We start from the raw sequence: 16,736 nt of genomic DNA on the forward strand, positions 1-16,736 counted from the left end.
GATCGGACCGATGGGCTTTCAGAACATCTCGTCCTGGTCGATCAGGAACCCGATCCCCATCGTCCTGCTGTTCGTCGTCCTGACGATCGCGGGGACGATGAGCTATTTCAAGCTCAGGACGAACAACTTCCCCGACGTGGACCTGCCGGTCGTCGCCGTCACGGTGGTCCAGGCCGGCGCCGCCCCGACCGAGATGGAGACGCAGGTCACCCGCCTGGTCGAGGATGCGGTGGCGGGCCTGGGCTCGGTCAAGCACATCACTTCGGTCGTCAACGAGGGGGTGTCCACCACCTCCATCGAGTTCCAGCTGGGCGTGAACCTGGAGAAGGTCACCAACGACGTCCGCAACGCCGTCAGCGGCATCCGCCAGAACCTGCCCGCCGACGTGCAAGAACCAATCGTCCAGCGCATCGAATTCACCGCCATCCCCTTCGCCAACTATGTGGTGCGGGCGCCGGGCATGAGCCCCGAGGAGCTGAGCTGGTTCGTCGACAATACCGTGGCCAAGCGCCTGCTGTCGGTGCGCGGCGTCAGCCAGATCAGCCGTGACGGCGGCGTCAGCCGTGAAATCCGCATCAAGCTGGATCCCGCGCGGCTCGCCGCCTCGGGCGTGACGGCGGCCCAGGTGTCGAACCAGCTGCGCGCCTCCAACATCAACCTGCCGGGCGGCCGCGGTGAGATCGCCGGCGAGGAACAGGCCATCCGCACCGTCGGTTCGGCCAAGTCGGTCGAACAGCTGCGCGAGACCCTGATCCCCATCGGCAGCCGCAGCGTGCGCCTGGGCGACCTGGGCCAGATCACCGACGAATGGTCCGAGCCGCGCGGCCGCGCCCGCTTCAACGGTCAGGAAGTCGTCGGCTTCGGCGTCTCGCGCGCCATCGGCTCGTCCGAGGTGGACGTCTATGACCGCGTCAAGGCCGAGATCGAGAAGCTGGACCAGGAGCGCGGCGACGTCGCCATCGAGGAGGTGGCCAACACCACCCAAGACGTCGTCAACAACTTCCACGCCTCGGTCGAGACCCTGGTGCTGGGCGCCCTGCTGGCCATCGCGGTCGTCTTCATCTTCCTGCGGGACTGGCGCGCGACTCTGATCGCGGCGGTGGCCATGCCGCTGTCGCTGATCCCGACCTTCTGGGTGATGGACCTGACCAACCAGTCGCTGAACGTCGTGACGCTGCTGGCCCTGTCGCTGACCATCGGCATCCTGGTGGACGACGCCATCGTGGAGATCGAGAACATCGTTCGCCACATCCGCGACGGCAAGGCGCCCTACCCCGCCGCCATCGAGGCCGCCGACGAAATCGGCCTGGCGGTTATGGCGACGACGGCGACCCTGATTGCGGTCTTCGCCCCCACCGGCTTCATGCCCGGCGTCGTGGGCCAGTTCTTCAAGAGCTTCGCCATCGCCACCTGCGTCAGCGTTCTGTTCTCGCTGCTCGTGGCGCGAACCCTGACGCCCCTGATGGGCGCCTATTTGCTGAAGCGCGACCAGGGCAAGGAGCACAAGGAGCCCTTCTGGATGGGCCCCTATCTGAAGGCCCTGAACTGGGCGCTGGGCGACGACTGGCGCAAGCGCCGGGCCGATCACCATCCGCGCGCCGGCTGGTTCCGCCGCAAGGTCGCGGACCGGATATTCGATCACCGGCTGTGGGTGCTGGGGATGGGGATCCTGTTCTTCTTCCTGTCGATCTTCATGGCGACGAAGCTGCCGGGCGAGTTCATCCCGGTCGAGGACATCTCGCGCTCCACCGTGACGGTGCAGTTGCCGCCGGGCGCGACCTTGGCCGAGACGGATTCCGCCGTGCAGCGCATCAACCGCGAACTGATGAAACGGCCCGAGGTCGCGTCGGTCTATTCGTCCGTCGGTTCGGCGACGACCAGCTTCGGCCCCGGCGGCGGCGGTTCGGCCGGCGAAGTGCGCAGCGCCAACCTGACCGTCAATCTGGTCGGGCGCTGGGATCGCAAGCTTAACCAGCAGGAGTTCGAACGCGACATGGGACCGGTGCTGCGCCAGATCCCCGGTGCGCGGATCCAGTTCGGCGCCTCGGGCGGCGGCGGCGGGTCCAGCCTTCTGACCATCGCCCTGGTCGGGGACGAAGCGAAAGTGCTTGAGCCCGCGGCCGCCAAGGTCGAGCGCGAGATGCGAAGCATTCCCGGCCTGTCCAATGTGGTGTCCTCGGCCTCGCTCGTGCGTCCGGAAATCCTGGTCACGCCCCGCGCCGATGTCGCCGCCCTGCAAGGGGTGTCGACCCAGGACATCAGCCAGGTGGCGCGCGTCGCCACCCTGGGCGACGCCGATCAGCTGTTGCCCAAGTTCAATCTGGGCGACCGCCAGGTGCCGATCCGCGTCATGCTGACGGAACAGGCGCGCTCGGATCTGGGCGTTCTGGAGAACCTTCAGGTGCCGACGGCGTCGGGCGCGACGGTGCCCCTGTCGGCGGTGGCGGACATCACCTTCGGCGCAGGCCCCAACCAGATCAATCGTCTGGACCGACTGCGGGTGGCCAACATCACCGCCGAACTGAGCGGCCTGACCCTGAGCCAGGGCACGCAGGCGGTGAACGCCCTGCCCGCGATAAAGTCCCTGCCGCAGGGCGTCAGCCAGAAACCGTCGGGCGACGCCGAAAGCTTCCAGGAACTGGGCATGGGCTTCGCCTTCGCCATCGTGACGGGCATTCTGCTGATGTATGTCGTGCTGGTCCTGCTGTTCAAAAGCTTCTTCCACCCGATCACCATCCTGGCGGCGCTTCCGGTGTCGTTCGGCGGCGCCTTCTTCCTGCTGCTGGTGACGGGCAAGTCGCTGTCCATGCCGGCCCTGATCGGCATCATCATGCTGACCGGGATCGCGGCGAAGAACTCCATCCTGCTGGTCGACTACGCCATCATGGCGATGGAGAAGGGGATGGGCCGACACGACGCCCTGATGGACGCCGCCCACAAGCGGGCGCGACCGATTATCATGACGACCATGGCGATGGGGCTAGGGATGCTGCCCATCGCGGCGGCGTTCGGCGAAGGCACCGCCTTCCGCTCGCCCATGGCCATCGCGGTCATCGGGGGGCTGATCACCTCGACCGCCCTGTCGCTGCTGTTCGTGCCGGTGGTGTTCAGCCTGATCGACGGGGTCAAGCGCCGCCTGGAAGGCCGACTGGACAAGATGTTCCACGGCCAGCACGGGCATGAGGAGCCGGCGGCGACAGAGGATCGTCCGGCCTGATCCGCCCGCGACTGAAACGAACCAAGGCCCGGCGGAGCGATCCGACCGGGCCTTTCTTTGGGCGCTGTGGCGTCTGCGATCTAGGGCGTGGCGGGCGCGCTGGGCCAGCACAGACGAGCCGATGCGCCGGGGCTGGCGGGCCGTAGCGACCACTCCCCGCCCAGCTGTCGCGCCAGCGCCGTGATGATCCGCAGCCCCAGGCTCGTCGGTTCGCCGCCCGCTTTTTCGGCGAGGCCCACGCCGTCGTCGGCGACGGTCAGGGTGCGAACCGCGCCGTCGTCGCACAGATCGACCGTGATCCGGCCCGGCCGATCGGGGAAGCCGTGTTCCAATGCGTTGTTGACGCATTCCAGCATGATCAGGACCACCGGCGTCGCCTCTTCGGCCGACAGGACCACATCGCCGCTGGAGATAGAGACGACCACATCGTCCCGCGCGGCCGCCGTCAGCGCATCGTCGACGATCGTCCGGGCCACATCCTGAAAGGCGGTGTTCTTCTGGTCCGCGTCAGCCAGGCTGCGCTGGATCCGGGCGACAAGACCGGTGCGTGCCGAGGCGTCGGTCAGGGCCTTTTTCGCGCCAGGGTCCACGGCGGCCCGCGCCTCCAGCTTCAGCAGGGCGCTGACCACCTGGATATTGTTCGACACCCGATGCTGCACTTCTCTGAGCAGGACATCGCGGCTTTCCGCCAAGGCATTGCTGCGCTCCACCTCGCGCGCCAACTTGGCCGACGCCTTGTCCATGCCGACGATGAAGAAGATGTCGACGGCGACGACGAAGGCGTAAAAGCCGATGGCGACGAGGGTCGCGAGGCCCAGGTCGAAGCCCGGCGGGCCGATCCACAACCACCAGGCCGACAGGCCCGACAAGGTCGCTGTCAGGATGGCAGGCCGCAGGCCGGCATAGAAGGCGACCAGGACGACGGCCGGAAAGAAGGTCAGATAGGGAAAGCCCGGCGGAAACCAGTGCGCTAGGCCATAGCGCAAGCCAAACGCGACCAACCAGGCGCCAATGGCTAGAGCATAGCCGCGCCAGACGGGATTTCGAAACTTCTGATGACGCATTCGCTCCCCCAATGGACGCAGTGCGTCGGCAAAGCTGTGTATCGGTCAGTCGCGCGCCTGCGTCCAGTAGGGTTTTGGCGGTGCCCGCCGTTCATTGGCAGGCGTCGAAACGGTTGCCGAACCTGCGCAAAGAAAAGGGGCCGGCCGGTTGCCCGGTCGGCCCTTGGTCGGTCAGCCTGGAGGGGCTGGCGATCAGTATTTGACCTTCAGCGTCACGCCGTAGGTGCGCGGGGCGCCGAGGTAGGCGTTGTAGGTCGCCGTGTCGGTGGCCTGGTTGTAGAAGGTGCCGTTCGCTTGCGGCGTCGTGGTGTTAGTGAAGGCTGTACCCTGCAGCGGCGCGGCGAAGCCGACCTGGGTGTATTCTTCTTCCAGCAGGTTCTGGCCCCAGACCTCGAGCGTCCAGCGCTCATCCGCCGAACCGATCGAGACCCGGCCGTTGACGACGGTGAAGGCGTCCTGGTTCTTGTACGGCAGCAGGTCCGAGCCGGTGTTGTATTCGGTCGAATATTTGGCCGACAGGTTGAAGCCGCCACGCAGGCCGCCACCCAGTTCGCGGTCGAACGCCAGGGCGCCGGTCAGCGACCATTCCGGAGCGAAGGACGCGCGCGCGCCAGGCAGCGGCGACAGCTGCGGGAAGCGGCCGGGGCTGGACAGGTCGCCGGCGCCGAACTGGCCGTATTTCGCGTCGGTGTAGGTCACGCCGCCCTGGAAGCTCAGGCCCTCGACCGGGGTGAACCAGACCATATCGGCGTCGACGCCGCGCGAGGTCAGTTCCGGGATCGATTCCACCACGAAGGCGGTGCCCAGGAATGTGTTCAGCTGGAAGTTCTCGAACTTCTGGTCGAAGTAGGTGACGTTCAGCAGCATGGTGCGGTCGAACAGGGTCGTCTTGACACCCGCTTCATAGCTGTCGACCGTCTCGGCGGCGAAGAACAGAGAGGCGTCCGGCGTCACGCCCGTCTGCACCCGGTCCATATTGTAGCCCGCGCCCTTATAGCCGCGCGCGTACGAGCCGTAGACCATGATGGACGGGTTGAAGCGGTAGGACGCCTTGATCGTGCCCGACAGGTCGGTGTCGCTGAACTTCTCCTGAATACGGCGACCGTCGTACAGCGGGTTGGACCAGGGCAGGCACAGCAGGCCGAGCGCAGCGACCGGCGTCGCGACGTTGGCGGTGCCGGGGATCGGCGAGACGGTGCGGTTGGCCGGATTCTGGTTGGCCAGGGCGCCGCCGCAAGCTGCGCCGTTGGTGCCCAGATTGTCCTGGATCCCGAACAGACGCTTGCTGTCGTAGGTGTAGCGCAGACCCAGGTTGATATCGAAGGCCTCGGTCACCCGGTAGGTGTTATTGGTGAAGACGGCGACCGATTCGGACTTCTGGGAATAGTGGTCTTCATAGGCCTTGCCGACGCCGAAGGTCGGGGCGGCGGCGCTGGGCGGCACCGCGCCGATGACGCACAGCGGCTGACCGGCAGCGGCGCCGGCGGTGCCGACCAGGAAGCCGTTCGGATTGGTGAAGCAGCCCAGGCGCGAGGGGCTGGGGCCGCCCACGGCCGCCGGCAGCGAGGCCGTCAGCAGCAGGGAGGCGAAGGCGTTGTAGTCCGAGCCATAGACGTAGCTGTCGTCGCGATAGACGCCTTCCTTGGTGGCGAACAGACCGACCAGCCAGTCCAGCTTGTCCGAGGTGCCGGCCAGGCGGAACTCTTGCGTCAGGTTGTCGACGCCGTAGCCGTTCGAGCCGTCGTTGGCGCGGTACAGGATGTCGGCGCCAGTGTAGTCGAGGTCCATCCCCTGCTGGAACGACCAGTCGCGCCACGAGGTCTGCGACGTCAGGGTGGCGTTGATGCTGGGGAAGTCGATGGTCGCTTCCGCCGACAGACCCATATCCTCGATCTCTTGCGGCGTCTCGCGGTTGGAATAGGCCAGACGCGAGAAGGGCACAGTGCCGAAGGTCGCGTTCGGCGGCGTCTGTCCGGGGCCGTTCGGCGCGGTCAGGGCGGCGATGAAGGCCTGGGTCGGGCCGACGCGCGTCTGCACGGCGACGCAGCAGTATTCCTCGCGCTTGGTATAGTCGGCGATCAGGCGCACCGAGACGTCGTCGCTGGGCAGGATCAGCAGTTGGCCGCGCGTGGTCCAGTAGTCCTGGGTCTGGTCGTCCTTGCGGGTGTTGGGACCGTCGCCGTTGTTGACGTCGTAGAAGCCGTCACGCTCGCGGTGGGCGACGAACAGGCGACCGGCCACCTGGTCGGTCAGACCGCCGGTGACGGAGACCGAACCGCCGATGGCGCCGAAGTTGCCGCCGGTCAGCTCGCCCGCGATCGACGGATCAAACGACGGGCGTTCGGTGATGATGTTGATGACGCCGGCCGAGGTGTTCTTGCCGAACAGGGTGCCTTGCGGGCCCTTCAGCACCTCGATGCGGCTCAGTTCACCCAGGTCGCCGAAGCCGACCGAGTTGCGCGAGCGATAGACGCCGTCGATCACCACGCCGACCGAGCTTTCCAGGCCGGGGTTGTCGCCGACGGTGCCGGCGCCGCGGATGCGGACGGTGGTGGAGGCTTCCGACTGGGTCGAGGTGACGGTCATGCCCGGCGTCAGGATCTGCAGATCCTTGATATCCTGCACGCCCGCGCCGTCCAGCAGCTCCTGCGACAGGGTCGTGACCACGATCGGCACGTCCTGCAGGCTCTGCTCACGCTTCTGGGCGGTGACGATGATGTCGTCGACGGTCGCCGGGGCTTCCTGCGCGGCGGCGACGCCGGCGAATCCCATGAAAGCGGCGCCCATGACGGCGGCGGACACAGTGGTCCTGAGTTGAAGATTGCGGCGCATAGGCGTCCTCCCGGCTGAAGCCGCGACGCCAGTGGCGATCGCAGCGTTTCCTGTTCCCTCGACGTCCCCTACGTGGGGGATCATTCGTTACGGACAGGCTAAGCGCGGTTCGGGCCGACCGACAAGCGAGCGTTGTTCGCCGCGACGATTTTTCGCCGCGGATTCGCCTTTGTGTGTCAGGGAAGCGACAGAAAACGCTGACGCTAGGTCAGTTTTTGCCCGTCTTGCGGCCCCAAAGGCTCGACCTCAGGGTGCAGGGCGGCGGGGTCCACTTGGCGGCCCCGACCGGCGAAACCGAGCACCAGGGCCGCCGCAATGGCCGACAGGATCGAACCGCCGATGACGCCAAGTTTGACCTCGACCTGCTCGGGCGAATCGACCGCGCCGGGAAAGGCCAGGACGCCGATGAACAGGCTCATGGTGAAGCCGACCCCGCACAGCAGCGAGACGCCGTAGACCTGAAGCCAGCTGGCGCCCGTCGGCCGCGTGCCGATCCTCAGCGCCGAGGCCAGCCAGGCGGCGCCCAGGACGCCGATCTGCTTGCCAAAGAACAGGCCCAGGGCGATGGCGATGACCAGGGGCGCGAACGCCTGCTCCATCGACAGGCCGGCGAAGGAGACGCCCGCCTTGGCGAAGGCGAACAGCGGCAGGACCAGAAAGGCGTTCCACGGATGCAGATCGTGCATCGCCTCCTTCAGCGGGCTCTGGCCGTCTTCGGCGCGCCCCTTGATCGGCACGATCATGGCGAAGGCCACGGCGGTCAGGGAGGTGCTGAGGCCCGACAGCACCGTCAGATACCAGACCAGGGCGAACCCCAGCACCCAGAAGGGCGCAGGGATGCGGATGCGGTGCGCCGCGATCGCGCCGACCGCTAGGGCGCCCAGCGCCCAGAACAACGGCGTCCAGTTTGCGCCCTCGCTGAACAGCACGGCGATCAGGGCGATGGCGCCAAGGTCGTCGACGATGGCGAGGGTCAGCAGGAAGACCCGCAGCGACGACGGCAAGCCCTTGCCGACAAAGCCGAAGATAGCCAACGCAAAGGCGATGTCGGTGGCCAGCGGAATGGGCCAGCCGGCGTGCGGCGCCCCGATGGCGCCGGACAGCAGCAGATAGACCGCCGCCGGCCCCGCCATGCCGCCTAGCGCCGCCAGCACCGGCGTCGCCAGCTTCTTCGGATCGCTGAGTTCGCCGCGTACGATCTCGTATTTGATCTCCAACCCCACGACGAGGAAGAAGATCGCCATCAGACCTTCCTTGATCCAGTCGGAGATCGTCTCCTCCAGCCGGATCGGGCCGATCTGCAAGACGTGGTAGCTCTTGAGCCAGGCGAAATAGTCGGCCGACCAGGGCGAGTTGGCGATCGCCACGGCGGCGATCGCGGCCAGCGCCAGGGCCGAGCCGGATGCGGCCTCGGTCTTGAGGAAATCGAGTGTCAGTTTGCGCGCCACGGCGGCCTCCTAGCGAACGGAAGTTTCGTCGTGACGCCAGGTTATCGACGGGCGTCGGACCGGATTCGCAAACCTGTGATCGGCGCGCCGGCCTGGCCGCGCGGGGCGACCTGATGGCTGGAGCCAGAATAGAGGATCAGGGCGGCCAAGCCAAGCCGAAGCAGGTTAGCCTCGCGGGCCGAACAGGATGAGCCCGGCGCCAACCAGACAGACCAGGCCGCCCAGGATGTCCCAGCGATCCGGCAGGGTCTTCTCGACCAGCGCCATCCAGATCAGGGAGGCGCAGATATAGACGCCGCCGTAGGTCGCGAAGGCGCGGCCCGCCGCGTCGCTGGGGACCAGGGTCAGAAGCCAGGCGAAGGCGATCAGGCAGGCGACACCGGGCGCCAGCCACAGGGCTGAACGATCCAGCTTCAGCCAGGCCCAGAAGGCGAAACAGCCGCCGATCTCCGCCAGGGCCGCCAGCGGATAGATCAGCCAGGGTTTCACTCAGGCGTGTCCGTCTTGGCCTTGGCCGCGCGTTCGGCCGCCAGCTTGGCCAGGACCCGGCCGCGGCCGCGCGACAGGGCGTGGATGGCGCCGCGCATGGTGGCGACCTCTTGCTCGGAGAAGGCGGCGCGGCCCAGCATGACGCGCAGGTTCTGGCTCATCGAGCGTTTCTTCTCGGGCGGATAGAAGAAGCCGCCGTTTTCCAGCTCTTCCTCCAGATGCTCGTACATGCCGATCAGCAGCTCGTTCGACGCCGGCGGTTCGCTGTCGCGGAAGCGCGGCGGCGGGGCGTCCAGGATCAGGGTGCGCCATTCATAGGCGTTGATCGCCACGGCCTGGGCCAGGTTCAGCGAGTGGTGCTTCGGGTCGATCGGAATGGTGACGATGCCGGCGCACAGGGCGATGTCGGTCGTCTCCAGCCCGGCGCGCTCGCCGCCGAACAAGAGGCCGGTCTTCAGGCCGGAGGCGGTGTCGTCATAGAGGACGCGGCCGGCCTCGCGCGGCGTGCGCACGGGTTGGCGCGTCTCGCGCGGGCGGGCGGTGGTGGCGAAGACGGTGTTCAGGTCGGCGATGGCCTCGGCGACACTGTCGAACACCCGCACCCCGTCCAGCACCCAGTCGGCGCCCGAGGCCGTGGCCCAGGCCCGCTCCTGGGGCCAGCCGTCGCGCGGGCTGACCAGACGCAGGTCCGACAGGCCGAAGTTGGCCATCACCCGCGCCACGGCGCCGATGTTTTCGGCCATCTGCGACTTGTCGAGGATGACGGCGGGAGGTGTCAGCTCAGACAACGAAATCAGTCCTCGCCCACCATGGCGATCCAGGGGTCGGCGGTTCCGGCCTCGACCTCGGCGACCTTGACGGCGGGCCAGCCGATGGAGGCGCTGCCGGATGCGGTCCAGGCGGCGACGATGAAGTCGCGCAGTTCGCCGGCGCCCGCCGCCAGACGTTCGTTGACGAAGGCCGCGCCGCGCGGGTCGGCGTCACGGAAGCCGCCGGCCTTTTCCAGGCGATAGAAGGGGATCACCGTGCCGAGCGTCGTGGTCAGATAGGAGACGGTGCGCGCCTTGACGTCGAACCCGTCCAGTTTGGCGGCAGGCATGGCGGCCTCAACGGCGTCCAGACGGGCGACGCGGTTGGTGAAATCGCCCTCGAACACGGCGTGGGTCTGGCGCGAGTTGGTGAAGCCTTCCGGGTTCGGGAAGTCGCCCCAGCCGTTGTAGTGGATGCTGGTGTGATGCGGTTGCGAGCCGTCGCCGACGTAGTGGCCCATGACGCCGATGTCGCGCAGGATCAGGGCCTCGCGACGGATGCGGTCGGCGCGATACCAGGCCTGGCGCTCCATATTGGTCTCGCGCCTCTCGGCGGCGTTCAGCACGCGCCAATAGGCGAAGTCGCGGCCCAGCTGCTGCCAGGCGTCCATCATGGCGTAGGGCAGATAGCCGGCGTCGTTGACGTCCAGACCGGCCTTGGTCAGGGCGGCGTCATATTCGGACTTCAGGCGAGGCAGATCGTTGAGGCTCATGCCGCGCTGGTCGAACACCCGCCCCTGGTCGTCCATGTCGATGAAGTGGGCGGTGTCGCGCTCGCGGTCGTGCGGCTGGCCGGCGCCTTTCCAGCGGTCGGGCTCGCGCGCCAGTTCGCCCACGTCGGCGATGGCGGCCGGGGTGCGCAGGAAGGCCGGCAGTTCGTCCGGCAAGGCCCGCATCGCCGCCACGCCGATCAGGCGATGGCCGGTGTTGCCCCAGGCGGTGACGGTGACAGCCGGCGCGGCGACCGCGACGAGGGCCAGGGCGGCGATGGCGAGACGTTTCATGGACAAACCTCAACAAGGATCACGCCCGTCTAACGCATCCTTGATCGCGCCTCCAGCGTCCAAGGGGTGGAGCGAGGCGCATCGGCGCCTAGGTTATGAAGGCTCCCCGTTCGACTGTTTCAGGCTCCACATTCCTGGGGAGCGATGACGTGATTGCGTCGTCGCCGTCGTCGTACGGCCCTTCAAGTGGACGCCAGATTGAAAGGACATTCCCATGCGCACGCCCCGCATCGCCCTTCTTGCTTCCGTCGCCCTTCTTGCGACCGCCGCGACCGCCCATGCCCAAGACGCATCAACCACATCGCAGACGCCGACGGCCGCGCCGATGGCCGGCTCGACCACCTTCACCGACGACGAGCTGAAGAAGTTCGATGACGCCATGGCCAAGGTGAGAGCCGTCAGCGACACGCTGAACGGCGCCCAGCCGACGCCGGAACAGCAGGCGCAGATGGCCGCCGCGGTGCAGGATTCGGGGCTGGAGGTAACGCGCTTCAACACCCTGTCCAACGCCGTCGCCGCAGATCCGGCCCTGGCCGCGCGCATTCGGGTGGTCAACGCCACGCCGCCAGCGCCCGGCACCCCGGCCGCCGCCGTGACGGATGACGAACTGAACCGCTTCGTCACCGCCATGACGCAGATCCGCGCTGTCACGGCCGAGGTGCAGAACAATCAGGCGACGCCCGAGCAGAGCGCCAAACTGACGGCGGCGGTCGAGGCGTCCGGCCTGACGACCGAGCGTTTCAACGCCATTTCGCAGCTGGTGTCTGCGACGCCCTATCTTCAGGCCAAGGCGCAACTGGCCGGCGCGCGGCTGGAAAACAGCGTCAGCCAGTAGGGATCAGGTGTCGGCGGGCTCGCGCCGGATGTCCGGCGCGGCCGGGTCCGCCTCGTCCTCGTTCAACAGACGGCCTTCGCGACGGGGCTTGATGTAGGGGGCGGGCTGGGGCGTCGGCATATTGCCGCGCATCAGCTGGCGGCCGGCCTTGAGCCCGCCGGTCAGCTGCAGGTCCAGGCGGGCTTCGTCGCGACGACGCACGTCGCCGATGGTCTCGGCCGCCTCGCGTTCGTCCAGGCCCAGTTCGACCAGGGCGCGCTCGCCGAACTTGAGCGCCGACTCGAAGGTTTCGCGGATCTGATAGTCCACCCCGGCCTGGATCAGGCGCATCGAATGACCCCGATCGAAGGCGCGGGCCATGATCCGGGTGGTCGGGAACTCGGACTTGACCAGTTCGACGATGCGGTCGGCGGCCTCGGGCTTGTCCACGCAGACCAGGACCATCTCGGCCTCCTCCGCGCCTGACGCCCGCAGGGTGTGCAGCTGGGTGCCGTCGCCGTAGTAGACCTTGAACCCGAACTGGGAGGCGGCCTGGATCATCTCCACGTCGTTCTCGATGATCGACACGTCGACGTCGCGGACCAGCAGGGGTTGGGACACGACCTGGGCGAAACGGCCGAAGCCGATGATCAGCACCTGGCCGCGCAGGTCCTTGGCGAAGTCCACGCCCTCGGCGCTTTCGGCGTCCTGGACCGGCTTGGGCGACAGCCGCGCGATCAGCAGCGAGGTCAGGGGCGTCAGGGCCATCGACAGGATGACCACCGCCGACATCATCGCGCCGATGCGAGCGTCGAACAGGCCGGCGGCGACGGCGGCGCCGTACAGGACGAAGGCGAACTCGCCGCCTTGCGCGAACAGGCCCGCACGCTCGACCGCCTCGTGGTGGGTGGCCTTGAACAGGCGCGCGACGGCATAGATGCCCACGCCCTTGACCAGCATGAAGGCGACGACCCCGCCCAGCACCAGACGCCAGTCGGCGACGACCACCGACACGTCCAGCGACATGCCTACGCTGAGGAAGAACAGGCCCAGCAGGATGGCGCGGAACGGCTCGACGTCGGCCTCCAGCTGGTGACGGAAGGTGGATTCCGACAGCAGGACCCCGGCCAGGAAGGCGCCCATGGCCATGGACAGGCCGCCCAGCGACATGGCCCAGGCGGCGCCGACCACGACCAGCAGGGCCGCCGCCGTCATCACCTCGCGTCCGCCGTACTGGGCCAGCAGGCGGAAGACCGGATTGACCAGATATTTGCCGGCCAGCAGCACCCCGCCGACCGCCGCGACCGCGAAGCCGACGGTCTGCCACAGGGGCGGGGCCTGTTCGTTCGCCACGCCCAGCACCGAGGCCAGGACGGCGACGATGGCCAAGAGCGGCACAATGGCCAGGTCTTCGAGCAGCAGGATCGAGACCGCCCGCTGGCCCGGCCCGCCCGCGATCTCGCCGCGTTCCTCCAGCATCTGCATGATGACAGCGGTCGACGACAGGACAAAGCCCATGGCGCCGACGAAGGCGACGGGCGCGGAGAAGCCCGCCAGCATGGCGGTCAGGGTCAAGATCAGGCCGCAGAACAGCACCTGGGCCGCGCCGAGGCCGAAGATTTCCTTGCGCAGTCCCCACAGACGTTTCGGCCGCATCTCCAGCCCGATGATGAACAGGAAGATGACCACGCCGAACTCGGCGACGTGCAGGATGGTTTCGGGCTCGCGAAACAGCTTCAGGCCGAAGGGACCGATGGCAAGACCCGCCGCCAGATAGCCCAGCACCGAGCCCAGGCCGATGCGCTTGAACACCGGCACGGCGAGCACGCCTGCGGCCAGCAGAGCGGCCGCCGCGCCCAGATCCAGTCCCGTCGTCGCCTCAGCCATCGCATACCCCCAAGCTTGGCCTCTATTGTGGAGGTCCTGGTCGGCGATTGCGAGAGGACACGAAAGACACGCTGAAAGATCAGCGTGCGTCGCGGGGGATTTGGCGCCACAGTTTCGCCCCATGACGACCCGCGACTGGCGGCAAGACAACAACCGGAGGAAGCCATGTCACGCTCAATCAGGATCGCGGCCCTTTCGCTGCTGAGCGTTTCTTTTGCAGCGCCTCCAGTGGCGCTGCCGTCCGTCGCCCTGGCCAAGCCGTTGGACGGCGAGGCGACGCCTGCGGCCTGTGGTCCGTTGGGCTTCGACTTGGGCCAGCCTGCTCCGGTGGCTGCGCCTCCGGTGCGGCGTGTGGCGCCGCCTCCCGTGAACATCCCGCCTACCCGTAAGGAAGACCGCGTCGAATATACGGGCCCGCCTGTCATTCTACCGGGTCCGCCACCCCCGCCCGCGCCGCCTCCTCCGCCTCCGCCTCCGCCTCCGCCGCCTGTGCCGTCATCGACAGCGCCGCAAGATATTGTCGTCACAGGCTCCCGGATCACGCGATCACCAGGCGCCCCGACGTCTCCCGGCATGATGACGCCGCCCTCTGCCGAGACCGAACGCTATCCGGACGCAACGCCCAATCCGGTGAAGCGGACCAGCGATCAGCCGGTGTCGACCTTCTCCATCGACGTGGACACGGCGTCCTATTCGAACGTGAAGCGCTTCATTGACGAGGGTCGTGGGCCGCCAAAGGATGCGGTGCGGGTCGAGGAGCTGATCAACGCCTTCGACTATGACTATGCCCGGCCGACCAGCCAGCGCCGGCCCTTCGCCATTACGACGGCGGTCGCGGCCTCGCCCTGGGCTGAGGGGCGTCAGATCGTTCACATCGGCCTGCAAGGTTACGAGCTGCCGGCGGGCGAGCAGCGGCCGCTGAACCTGACCTTCCTGGTCGATGTTTCCGGCTCGATGCGCAGTCCTGACAAGCTGGACCTGGCCAAGAAGGCGATGAACCTGGCCATCGACCGGCTGAGGCCGCAGGACACGCTGGCCGTCACCTATTACGCGGAAGGCGCCGGCACGACCCTGCAGCCCACGAAGGGCGACGAAAAGCTGAAGATGCGCTGCGCCGTCGCCAGCCTGAAGGCCTCAGGCGGCACGGCCGGGGCGAACGGCATGACCAATGCCTATGACCAGGCCCAGGCGAACTTCGCGCGCGACAAGGTCAACCGCATCCTGATGTTCACCGACGGCGACTTCAACGTCGGCGTGACCGACGACAAGCGGCTGGAGGACTATGTCGCCGACAAGCGCGGGACGGGCATCTATCTGTCGGTCTATGGCTTCGGGCGCGGCAACTATCAGGACGCGCGGATGCAGACCATCGCCCAGGCGGGCAATGGGGTCGCGGCCTATGTCGGGGACCTGAGGGATGCGCGCCGGCTGTTCGGGCCGGCGTTCGACAAGGGCGCCTTCCCCATCGCCGACGACGTCAAGATCCAGGTCGAGTTCAATCCCGCGCGCGTCGCCGAATGGCGGCTGATCGGATACGAAACCCGGCTGCTGAACGAGGAAGACTTCAACAACGACCAGGTCGATGCGGGCGAAGTCGGATCCGGCGCCAGCGTCACAGCCCTGTACGAGATCACCCCCGTCGGCGGCCCGACCCAGGTTCCCGAAAGGCGCTATCCCGATAACCGTATCGGGGTCGGCGGCGGCGATCCGAACGGCGAGATCGGCTTCATCCAGGTGCGCTACAAACAGCCGGGCCAGAGCCGCTCGGACCTGATCCAGCAGCCGCTGACCAACCGCGCGGGCGGGCCGGTCAGCGCCCAGCCGCCCGAAGCCACGCGCTGGGCCATCGCGGTCGCCGGCTTTGGGCAAAAGCTGCGGGGCGATCCGTGGATGACAGCCGACTATGGTTGGGACCGGATCATCGATCAGGCGCAAGGGGCCAGGGGCGAAGACCCCTATGGCAACCGGGCCGAGTTCGTTCAGCTGGTGCGGGCGGCCCAGGGCCTGCCGCCGATCCGGACGCCCTGACCGGAACCGCCACGCTCGCGGCGGGTTTTCCAGCGCAACGCTTCAACCAAGGAAACCCGCCATGAAGATCCGCGACGTGATGACCAAGGACGTACATCTGGCCCGCCCTGCCGACACCATCCAGGACGTGGCCAGCCGCATGGCCAAGGGCGGCTTCGGCTTCGTGCCCGTGGCGGACGGCGACCAGCTGATCGGCACCATCACCGACCGCGACATCGTGGTGCGCGCCCTGGCGACGGGCGCCGCCTCGAGCGCCTCGGTGGTGGAGTTCATCACCCGCGATCCGCAGACGGTGCTGGACACCGACGATCTGAAGGTCGTTCTGGACCTGATGGGCGCGAAGCAGATCCGCCGCGCTCCGGTCGTGGACAAGCATGGCCGCGTGGTCGGCGTTGTGTCGCTGGGCGACCTGTCGACGCGCGTTAAGGAGAAATACGCCGGTGAGACGCTGGAAAGCATCTCGCGTTAAGACCTGCGTAACCGCGCCCCGACACCGGGCGTCAAGGATCGTCGTTCATGCTGTTCCTTCGGATTTCGGAGGATGGCATGGCGCGCGCACAGTTCCAGAAGGGTCAGAAGGTCTGGGTCGAGTGCGTCGGCGCCTGGGCCTTCATCGAACAGGTCCAGCCCGTCTGGGCCAAGGGGTTCGAGGAGCCCGTGCGCGTCACCTACGACGTCGGTCTGGGGCGCGAGTTCACCGCCAACGAACTGCTGCTGGCGACCGACGATCCGGCCTCGGATCAGGGCTTGGGGGACTGGCGGCTGCTGCGGGCGCGCAACAAGTGGCAGCTGCCCGAGGATTGCCTGCATCACCCCCACCCCGGCACCTATCCGGTCGTCGTCACCGATCGGGCGGACTGGGGCGGTTGGCGCGTGCCGGGCGCCGAATACGACCGCGATCCCCAGCATATCGAGTATCAGGCCCGCCTGATCGCCGCCGCGCCCCAACTGATGCGCCTGGCCCAGGATCTGGTGGATCTGGTCGCCGAGACGCCGGACGATGCGCCGCCGGCCGTCCTGACCCTGGCCCGCCAGGCGCGCGATTTGCTGCATGGGGTGACGCGTGTGCTGGAGCCCGCGCCCGACCGCCTGCTGTCGCCGGTCGCCGCCGCTTAAAAACCCGTTAAAAGCGCGCGCCGAGCCT

12 protein-coding genes are annotated in these 16,736 nt (G+C 67.5%); 5 read left to right on the plus strand and 7 right to left on the minus strand.

From position 1 onward, the window contains the following. Positions 1-10: 10 nt before the first annotated feature. The gene (locus tag HNP47_RS07420; RefSeq protein ID WP_184278928.1) at positions 11-3,217 is read left to right on the plus strand and encodes an efflux RND transporter permease subunit; all 3,207 of its coding nucleotides are present in this window, start codon (positions 11-13) and stop codon (positions 3,215-3,217) included. Positions 3,218-3,297: 80 nt separating this feature from the next. Here HNP47_RS07420 and HNP47_RS07425 read toward each other — a convergent pair whose 3' ends face one another. The 6 genes from HNP47_RS07425 to HNP47_RS07450 form a co-directional block, all read right to left on the minus strand. Then, the gene (locus HNP47_RS07425; protein ID WP_184278929.1) at positions 3,298-4,281 is read right to left on the minus strand and encodes a sensor histidine kinase; all 984 of its coding nucleotides are present in this window, start codon (positions 4,279-4,281) and stop codon (positions 3,298-3,300) included. A 192-nt stretch (positions 4,282-4,473) separates the two neighbouring features. Then, positions 4,474-7,113 carry a TonB-dependent receptor gene (locus HNP47_RS07430; protein ID WP_184278930.1) on the minus strand — a complete coding sequence of 880 codons (2,640 nt, stop codon included), beginning with the start codon at positions 7,111-7,113 and terminating at the stop codon, positions 4,474-4,476. Positions 7,114-7,316: 203 nt separating this feature from the next. Next, complete coding sequence (nhaA, locus tag HNP47_RS07435) at positions 7,317-8,561, minus strand: Na+/H+ antiporter NhaA (RefSeq protein ID WP_184278931.1); 1,245 nt, start codon at positions 8,559-8,561, stop codon at positions 7,317-7,319. Positions 8,562-8,726: 165 nt separating this feature from the next. Continuing rightward, entirely contained in the window at positions 8,727-9,050 is a 324-nt protein-coding gene (locus HNP47_RS07440) for a YnfA family protein (RefSeq protein WP_184278932.1), read from the minus strand. After that, positions 9,047-9,838 (minus strand): RNA methyltransferase, encoded by a 792-nt coding sequence (locus tag HNP47_RS07445; protein WP_184278933.1) that lies wholly within the window; start codon positions 9,836-9,838, stop codon positions 9,047-9,049. The genes HNP47_RS07440 and HNP47_RS07445 overlap by 4 nt, the downstream gene beginning before the upstream one ends. A 5-nt stretch (positions 9,839-9,843) precedes the next feature. Continuing rightward, positions 9,844-10,863 (minus strand): S1/P1 Nuclease, encoded by a 1,020-nt coding sequence (locus HNP47_RS07450; RefSeq protein ID WP_184278934.1) that lies wholly within the window; start codon positions 10,861-10,863, stop codon positions 9,844-9,846. A gap of 214 nt (positions 10,864-11,077) precedes the next feature. Between HNP47_RS07450 and HNP47_RS07455 the strand changes: the two genes are divergently transcribed. Continuing rightward, a complete protein-coding gene (locus HNP47_RS07455; RefSeq protein ID WP_184278935.1) occupies positions 11,078-11,698 on the plus strand; it encodes a DUF4168 domain-containing protein in 621 nt (206 codons plus the stop codon). Positions 11,699-11,701: 3 nt separating this feature from the next. Here the strand turns inward: HNP47_RS07455 and HNP47_RS07460 are convergent, their stop codons facing one another. Beyond that, a complete protein-coding gene (locus tag HNP47_RS07460; RefSeq protein ID WP_184278936.1) occupies positions 11,702-13,564 on the minus strand; it encodes a monovalent cation:proton antiporter-2 (CPA2) family protein in 1,863 nt (620 codons plus the stop codon). Between the two features lie 573 nt (positions 13,565-14,137). Between HNP47_RS07460 and HNP47_RS07465 the strand changes: the two genes are divergently transcribed. The 3 genes from HNP47_RS07465 (at position 14,138) to HNP47_RS07475 (ending at position 16,708) form a co-directional block, all read left to right on the plus strand. Then, entirely contained in the window at positions 14,138-15,592 is a 1,455-nt protein-coding gene (locus HNP47_RS07465) for a von Willebrand factor type A domain-containing protein (RefSeq protein ID WP_260394644.1), read from the plus strand. A 61-nt stretch (positions 15,593-15,653) separates the two neighbouring features. Beyond that, on the plus strand, positions 15,654-16,061 hold the full coding sequence (locus HNP47_RS07470; protein WP_055752885.1) for a CBS domain-containing protein: 408 nt from the start codon (positions 15,654-15,656) through the stop codon (positions 16,059-16,061). 77 nt (positions 16,062-16,138) lie between these two features. Next, positions 16,139-16,708 carry a hypothetical protein gene (locus HNP47_RS07475; RefSeq protein ID WP_184279146.1) on the plus strand — a complete coding sequence of 190 codons (570 nt, stop codon included), beginning with the start codon at positions 16,139-16,141 and terminating at the stop codon, positions 16,706-16,708. Positions 16,709-16,736: the final 28 nt, after the last annotated feature.

The sequence above is a fragment of the Brevundimonas vesicularis genome, assembly GCF_014204545.1.
Taxonomy (GTDB): Bacteria; Pseudomonadota; Alphaproteobacteria; order Caulobacterales; family Caulobacteraceae; genus Brevundimonas; species Brevundimonas vesicularis_B.

Coding starts and splice junctions, on each gene's coding strand:
- HNP47_RS07420 (WP_184278928.1), top strand. CDS start 11: ATGGGCTTTCAGAACATCTCGTCCTGGTCGATCAGGAACCCGATCCCC.
- HNP47_RS07425 (WP_184278929.1), bottom strand. CDS start 4,281: ATGCGTCATCAGAAGTTTCGAAATCCCGTCTGGCGCGGCTATGCTCTA.
- HNP47_RS07430 (WP_184278930.1), bottom strand. CDS start 7,113: ATGCGCCGCAATCTTCAACTCAGGACCACTGTGTCCGCCGCCGTCATG.
- HNP47_RS07450 (WP_184278934.1), bottom strand. CDS start 10,863: ATGAAACGTCTCGCCATCGCCGCCCTGGCCCTCGTCGCGGTCGCCGCG.
- HNP47_RS07455 (WP_184278935.1), top strand. CDS start 11,078: ATGCGCACGCCCCGCATCGCCCTTCTTGCTTCCGTCGCCCTTCTTGCG.
- HNP47_RS07460 (WP_184278936.1), bottom strand. CDS start 13,564: ATGGCTGAGGCGACGACGGGACTGGATCTGGGCGCGGCGGCCGCTCTG.
- HNP47_RS07465 (WP_260394644.1), top strand. CDS start 14,138: ATGATGACGCCGCCCTCTGCCGAGACCGAACGCTATCCGGACGCAACG.
- HNP47_RS07470 (WP_055752885.1), top strand. CDS start 15,654: ATGAAGATCCGCGACGTGATGACCAAGGACGTACATCTGGCCCGCCCT.
- HNP47_RS07475 (WP_184279146.1), top strand. CDS start 16,139: ATGGCGCGCGCACAGTTCCAGAAGGGTCAGAAGGTCTGGGTCGAGTGC.